11 protein-coding genes are annotated in these 6,304 nt (G+C 64.7%); 6 read left to right on the top strand and 5 right to left on the bottom strand.

The window, feature by feature from the left end:
- The 3 genes from KBY75_RS12155 to KBY75_RS12145 all read right to left on the bottom strand — a co-directional run.
- Positions 1–730 (bottom strand): hypothetical protein (locus KBY75_RS12155; RefSeq protein ID WP_255024075.1); only part of this gene is annotated, 730 nt, incomplete at its 3' end.
- Positions 731–740: 10 nt separating this feature from the next.
- The gene (locus KBY75_RS12150; RefSeq protein WP_254932038.1) at positions 741–1,175 is read right to left on the bottom strand and encodes a hypothetical protein; all 435 of its coding nucleotides are present in this window, start codon (positions 1,173–1,175) and stop codon (positions 741–743) included.
- Positions 1,176–1,240: 65 nt separating this feature from the next.
- On the bottom strand, positions 1,241–2,155 hold the full coding sequence (locus tag KBY75_RS12145; RefSeq protein WP_254932043.1) for a major capsid protein: 915 nt from the start codon (positions 2,153–2,155) through the stop codon (positions 1,241–1,243).
- Between the two features lie 175 nt (positions 2,156–2,330).
- Here KBY75_RS12145 and KBY75_RS12140 point away from each other — a divergent pair, with 175 nt between their 5' ends.
- Entirely contained in the window at positions 2,331–2,543 is a 213-nt protein-coding gene (locus tag KBY75_RS12140; RefSeq protein WP_255024074.1) for a hypothetical protein, read from the top strand.
- 65 nt (positions 2,544–2,608) lie between these two features.
- On the opposite strand, the gene KBY75_RS12135 is transcribed toward KBY75_RS12140, so the two are convergent.
- A complete protein-coding gene (locus tag KBY75_RS12135; protein ID WP_255024073.1) occupies positions 2,609–2,770 on the bottom strand; it encodes a hypothetical protein in 162 nt (53 codons plus the stop codon).
- Positions 2,771–2,885: 115 nt separating this feature from the next.
- On the opposite strand from KBY75_RS12135, the gene KBY75_RS12130 reads away from it, so the two are divergent.
- The 5 genes from KBY75_RS12130 to KBY75_RS12110 all read left to right on the top strand — a co-directional run bounded on the left by KBY75_RS12130 (position 2,886) and on the right by KBY75_RS12110 (position 5,678).
- Positions 2,886–3,629 (top strand): L,D-transpeptidase, encoded by a 744-nt coding sequence (locus tag KBY75_RS12130; protein ID WP_255024072.1) that lies wholly within the window; start codon positions 2,886–2,888, stop codon positions 3,627–3,629.
- Positions 3,626–4,240, top strand: coding sequence for a phage tail tip lysozyme (locus KBY75_RS12125; RefSeq protein WP_255024071.1), 615 nt, complete (start codon positions 3,626–3,628; stop codon positions 4,238–4,240). Before KBY75_RS12130 ends, KBY75_RS12125 begins: the two co-directional genes overlap by 4 nt.
- Positions 4,218–4,505: a hypothetical protein gene (locus tag KBY75_RS12120; RefSeq protein WP_255024070.1), complete on the top strand. Its 288-nt coding sequence runs from the start codon at positions 4,218–4,220 to the stop codon at positions 4,503–4,505. Before KBY75_RS12125 ends, KBY75_RS12120 begins: the two co-directional genes overlap by 23 nt.
- Before the next feature lie 438 nt (positions 4,506–4,943).
- Positions 4,944–5,249, top strand: a complete 306-nt coding sequence (locus tag KBY75_RS12115) for a hypothetical protein (protein ID WP_180667611.1) — start codon at positions 4,944–4,946, stop codon at positions 5,247–5,249.
- A 252-nt stretch (positions 5,250–5,501) separates the two neighbouring features.
- On the top strand, positions 5,502–5,678 hold the full coding sequence (locus tag KBY75_RS12110; RefSeq protein ID WP_254937122.1) for a hypothetical protein: 177 nt from the start codon (positions 5,502–5,504) through the stop codon (positions 5,676–5,678).
- A 110-nt stretch (positions 5,679–5,788) separates the two neighbouring features.
- Here the strand turns inward: KBY75_RS12110 and KBY75_RS12105 are convergent, their stop codons facing one another.
- Positions 5,789–6,016, bottom strand: coding sequence for a Nif11-like leader peptide family natural product precursor (locus tag KBY75_RS12105; protein WP_254937121.1), 228 nt, complete (start codon positions 6,014–6,016; stop codon positions 5,789–5,791).
- Positions 6,017–6,304 lie beyond the last annotated feature (288 nt).

The raw sequence follows: 6,304 nt of genomic DNA, 5'->3' as shown, positions 1-6,304 counted from the left end.
GCGTTGGTGGCTGGTCAGTGGTGCCGGCATCCCCTGGTCCCTGCGCATCGGCACCAGGGTCTCCAGCACTCACCCCACCGGCCAACGAGCTTGTCGCCGACCGGCCAACTTCATTGTCGACGGACACCTGCTCAATCAGCTCCGCCTTGGTCTGGCTGCTATCGAGGTCCACGCCATGGACAGCCGAGCAGTAGTCGACGATCTGGGCCTTGGTCATGGCCTGGAAATCAGGCGGCTCAGAAGCCAGCAGGGCTTCTCCGTCGCTGCTGGCGGTTTCCGTTGACTCCAGCGGCTCGCCGGTGGGCGTGGTCTCATCCAGTGCTGAGGCGGGCTCCGTCGCTTCCGGTTGCTCGGGCTCAAGGTCGAGCGCATCCACCAGCTCCGGCGCTGGCTCCGGCTCCGGCTCCGGCTCCGGCTCCGGCTCGGGCTCCGGCTCGGGCGCAGCTTCTGCCGGCTGAGTGTGTAGCTGCCAGCCCAGGGCCTGCCAGCCGGCCAGGTGCACCGGCCAGATCGAGCGGCTCTCGCCGTCCTTACTGATCAGCAACTGGCTAGGCGGCAGCAGGGATTCATCGCCCACACCCGGATCCGGGGTGACGGTGAGCCGCTGCTCCGGGCCCGAGAGGCGTACGGGCGTAGAGGCGGGGTTGGCCCCATCGAGGGGTTGCAGCAGCTCCAGCGGCAAGGCCTCAGAGCCCGCCGCCAGGGTCAGTGACTCCAGTGGGTTACTCATGGCACTCACCTCAAAGCCCCTGGTTGGCGGTCAGCGCCACGCACATGCCCACCGGCGTGCTCGGAGAGATCACAGCGCGGGCTAGGCGCAGGCAGGGTGGCGTGACCAACTCGCTGTCGGCTGGATTGAGCAGCAGGGCAGCACCACTGATGCTTGCCTCCACCTTGCCGCCAGCAGCGGGGATGGCGACAGCAGCAGCAGTTATCCAGCTGCCGGCGGTGCCATCAGCCAGCAGCGGCGCTAGCTCCAGCGTCACGGTTACCGCATCGCTGTGGCCGGGGTGAGAAGCCACCAGCACAAAGGAGCAGGAGGCATCGAGGTCGGTGCCGAGGTTGATGACATCGCCGCTACTGCGGCTGTGTTCGTAGCAGTCGGTAGCCGAATGGTTGATCCAGCCGACGAGCACCGTCTGGGCATCGAGCAGCCGGGTGGCTTGGGTGGTCATGAATAGGGCTCCTGTGGGGAATGAATGAGTTGTTCTGGGCAGTCCTCCTGGGTTGGGGCTGGCGCTTAGGGCAGCACCAGCGGCATGGGCGCCACGTTGTAGAGGCGGGCCGCTGCCTTGCGGTTGCAGACGGCAAAACCCACGTACCAATCCACCCGCGTGCGGAACACCGGTGCGTCATGCACCTCCCCGAAATCACGCACCGCAATGCCATACCTGCCCTCAAACGGACCCTGCAAGCCGCAGACCGCCGCATCACCCAGCACGCAGCAGTAGATCGAGGTAGTGCCCGCTGGTTCGTCGTAGCCGAGTACGGCATGGCCCTCGGCGTCCTCCTCCACCAGCAGGATTTCGATCCCCTCGAAGTAGTGGCGGCCGTCGATCACCTCATACAGCTCCCCGCCGGCCTGGCGGGAGGCGGTACTGATCTGGCGCCGAGCCGCTTTGCTGGCGATCAGCACCTTGTCGCCGCCGTAACCGATCACGCTGTCGCTCAATGCCTCAAGCGCCAGCAGGTTGAGGGTGCTGCCGCCGTTGTCGATTGTTTGCTCGTCTCCAGGTGCCAGGCGCTTGCTCAGCCCGTTGAAGGCCCGCGGATCAAAGGTGTCGTCGCCATTGATGATCGCCGCCTCCAGCGTCAGGCGCATGGAGCGCACCTTCATCTCGGTCTGGGCAGCACGGGCCTCGGGGCCCTGCAGATCAACGATCGAGCGGTCTACATCCAGATCACCACCAAATAGGTGCACAAACTCCGAATCGGAGTTGATCACCCCATAGCTCTGGCGGTAGCCCTCATTCACTGCCCGAAAGCCAACGCGAGGCAGCTTGGTTTCAGCCGGGAAGCTCAATGAGCCACCGACAAGGTTGCGGAAGGGCAGGCGGCGCAGCAGCTCCCCCTCGGCAAAGGTCTTGAGCACCGCCAGCTGTTCAGCGCGGCGGGCATATTTCTGCGCCTCGATCAAGGTCAGGCCCAAGGGCACTCTCCCGGGGCCTTGCCCCAGTGACAACAGGATCTGTTGCCAGGCGGGCAAGGACCGTCGGCTGGTGGTCGTCTCAGGGCATGGCGTTGGTGGCTGGCGGAGTGTTCGGCAGGCGCTCCGCAGGTTGCCCCAGTGCACCGGGGCTCGGTGGTCGCGTCCTGCTTGTCACACCGCCATGGCCACCATTCCCGTTGCCCCGGCCTGCCCGATCTGCTTCATCTCCTTCCGCCTGGCCGCCAAGAGCAGCACTACGGCGCGGCACCTGTTCCTCGATGGCGAGGGGCACATCAGTGCTGCTCCTCACTGGCTGCCGCGTGAGCAGGCCCTGCTGCTGGCCCGCAATCAGCAGCTGATCTGGGGCTCAGCCGCCCAGGTGATCGTGCTCTAAGTGAGCACGGGCCAGCAGGTTTGGGCTCGCTGGCCCGACCACGCCTGCTCGCTGGTGCCTGGGCCTTACAGCGACTCCAGCCAAGAAAACAGAAGGCGGTGCTTGTTCATGCCCTCGATCGAATCAGCCGGAACAGCCTTCACATGAGCGTCAGGGTGCTGGGCCAGGACGATATCCACGGCATGGGCCTCATCAAGGGCCTGCACCATCTCGATGCCATCGCCCAATGAGCCAGAGAAGAACACGGCGTAGTGGATGGGGTCTCCGAGTCAGCAGCCTTCCTTGATAGCAATGGCGGTGCGGTTCTGGCGCTGGCAAAGGCAGTGGTCAGCACCACGTCCGATGACCACCCCGATGAGCGCCGAGCGGTTCAGCGATCGCTTCCGCTATTACCGCGACCAACCTCAGCAGCAAAGCGGCGTTCAGCAGCTGTTTGAGGCAATCAGCAGCACTGAGCGAGGCGAGGAGATCCTCTGCGAGCAGGCGCCCTGGGCACTCACCTATAGCGAGGAGCCCCCAGCACCAGTAGAGCCGCAGCCCCCCACTGGTGGTCTTGATCCCCGCGGTTCAGAGGAAGCCGGCATGGCCGGGCCGCAGAAGCCAGCACCGGTCAGACCGGGTGATTCCTACCTGCTGGTGAATGACCGCGACGAAGACCTAGAGGCCTACGACCACAGCGGCAAGTTCCTCTGGAAGATCCCCTGTCTGGCCCGGGGGCAGGGCGCTGATACCGACTGGAGCCACACCAACACCGACACCCCGCCTGGTCTCTACAAGCTGGGGCAGCTGTATGCCGATTACGAGCAGAACCCCAATCCACCCTGCTCCGATACCGCCATGGCCTACGGCTGGTACTCCTTTGACCTGGAGGAGTTAGAGGGCCAGGAGGTCAAGGCCGGCCGGGCCGGGATCATGCTTCACGGCGGTGGCTCCGCCTGCGGCTGGCCTGGGGCCTGGGCAGGACAGCAGCCCCTACATCCCACCCTGGGTTGCGTCCGCATTCACAACGCCGATCTGCGGGACAAGGTCTTGCCCCTCTACCGCCAGGGCACGGTCTATGTGGGGGTGTTCCAGGAAAAAAAGTGACGGAGGGGCCCGTCGACCAGGAGTCCGGGTCCCACTCCAACCTGCAGCACTGGCTCAGCTTCTTCTGCAGCAGCGCCGTTACCGAGGCCAGCCTGGGCGTCATCAAGCCGCTGACTGCTGAGGAGGCCTGCGGCTTCCTTGGCTGCATGGTGGTCGAGACAGGTGAGCCGGAGCTGGAGAACCTCGATGTAATCGAGGCGGGCAGTGGCGCTGGCCGTGGGGCCATGCAGTACACCGGCGTGCGGCGCAGCGCCTATGACGCGGCACGTCTACAGGCCATCGCAGAAGGCATCGATCCCAACAGCAACAGCTGGCAGCAGCTCTATTTCGCGGAGGAGTACGCCGGCCTGCATGACCCGCCCGAGGGCTCGCTGATCGGCTGGACCCGAGTATTTGAGGACCGCCCCTCCTGCATGGATCCAGCAGCAGTGGCGGCCTACTGGACCGGTTCGGCAGCAGAAGCTGAGGGTTATTTCAGGCCCGGCACACCGCACCTAGAGCAGCGCCAGGCAGAAGCTCAAGGTATCTGGGGGTTGCTGCAGGGCGGCGAGCTGCAGTTGCCGCAGGAGGGGGAAATGGAGCAGGGCTGTGGATCCACGACCACCAGCTGAACCTCCACCAGAGCAGCAGCACAAGCCGCCGTTCGACCGGGAGCGGTTCATCTTTAAGACCCTGGCGGTGGTGATCGGCACCCAGCTGCTGATCTATTCGTTGGCTGCTGGGGTTTGCGGCCAAAGGGCGCTCCAGGGCCGTCCTGTCGGTCAGATCTGCCCCGGCACGCTGGAGCAGCTACAGGGCGGCTTTGATTCCACTCTCAAGCTGCTGCTGGCGTTGTTGGGTGGTGCAGCACTGACGCGGATGGCACCTCCCTCTTGAGCGCGATCAAGCTCCTGCGCTCACTGCCTAGGCCGCATCACCAGCCAAACAATCAGCAGCATGCTGCCGGTGCTCACCAGCGTAAAAATCCAATCGGCGTAAGGAGTCCAGGGCATCCACCCAGCCTGCCTCCACCGGATACCCCTTACAGCCGAATCAAACAACCGAAATTCGGATGTTTGATCGCTCCGAGCTTCCACCCGTTCGCTCCCGCTCTGGGACAGGGATTCCAGCTCTGTGCTGAACAGGCTGCACATCCGGCCTTGCTCCACCCACTCGCGCCTGCTCAGGGATTCCGCTGCACCCCAATCAGGCCCAGGTCCAAAACTCTTGCGTTGCCCACCAGTGGCTTGCTCCGGGCTTCCTCAGTCTGAGGCATTCCTGCGTCATGCCTCCGCTTCGGGAAGTCCCGTCGCTGCGCCCAATGGCGCCGATTTCATGGCTATCCGCTCTGCTGCCGCTTCTCCGTTTTGCAGGCCAGAGGAAGATCCCTTCCTGCTGCTCGAATCCACCCTCCGTTCCATCGAGGTGGTGCTGATGCTGCGGCGTGATCTGCCGCTGCGCCGCACCTGGAGCGAGCAGCCCTATGGAGAGGAGGAGATCACCCGCCTGGAAGAGGAGGTCCTGCCCGCCATCCGCAAGTGTCTGGCCCGCGTTGATGAGCTCGATCAGCGGCTGCTGGCCCAGCATGAGTTGCTGGTGCTGCGCTGCGAGCTAGAAGCCAAGCGTCACGCTCTGGCCTAAGGCTCAGGAGCCACAGGCTCAAGCCCGGCCGGGGGCCTAATCCCGGCTTTCTCCCCCCTGTTGGATTGCTGGCGTTCAGGGTCAGTAGTGGTGCACCGCAGGGGAGAGCACTTCCCCGATGGTTCGCCCAAGTGCCAGCAACCTGACGGGCTGGCAGCGCCGCAGCGTCAAAGCCAAGGCGAGCGCCCTACTGGCGGCCTTGACCCGGCGGCTTGATGGGCGCGAGTGGGGGCGTTTTTTCTCCTTCCTGCGATGCAAGCCACCTCCACCCTGCTCCGCTCCAGCAGCACCAGGCAGCGCAAGGCCGGCCCAGCCACCACAGCAGCTCGGCAGCTGGTGCTCTTCTCCTTGCCAGAGCCGATCGCCTGCTGCTGGGATCTGATCTGCCCAGAGGAAGCCTGGGAGCAGCCCCTGCGCTGGGCCGTCTAGGGCTCAGGCCCGCTGGCGGCCTACGCCCCTCCACCCACTCGCGCCTGCTCGGGGATTCCAGGGCTGCGGCCCAAACCGGTGTTGCACCAGCTGGCCTAATTGCAGGCAGCTCAGCTGCCGCCAGCTGCCCATCGATCAGCACCACCGGCTCCGTTCACTGCAGGAGCGTTGTGGTGCTCCAGCCAGGCATTCAGCAGGTCGCCTTTGGTCACCCGATAGCCCAACTGACGAGCGGTGTGAAGCAGCTCTTGGCGGCTACTGCATTGGCTGAGGGTCTGCTGGAGCGCCTGGCTGGTTTCTGCATCAGCCACCAACCGCTCCAGATCAGACCAGCTCATGCGCGTGCGCCCGTTATGCGCTCACGTTCGCGTGGGATAGCCCCTGGCACCAGGTTCCGCAGGGCACGCTGCTGCACTCCGCCCGATTGCTTTCTGCCCTTTATTGGGATGAAGGTCAGATCCTTCTGGGTAAACCAGACCTCATCCGAACTAATGGGAGCAGCTGGACCACGCCTCGATCGCAGAGGGTCGAGAGCAGTCCTGTTCACCGGACGCGGTGAGGAGGCAGCACGGGTCTTTCAGCAGGGCCAGTGGGTGCTGGCTGGCCGGGCGTTGCGAAACCCCTCC

The sequence above is a fragment of the Cyanobium sp. T1G-Tous genome (genome assembly GCF_024345455.1).
In the GTDB taxonomy this organism is placed as follows: Bacteria; Cyanobacteriota; Cyanobacteriia; order PCC-6307; family Cyanobiaceae; genus Cyanobium_A.
This window is presented reverse-complemented; position numbering and strand designations above follow the sequence as displayed.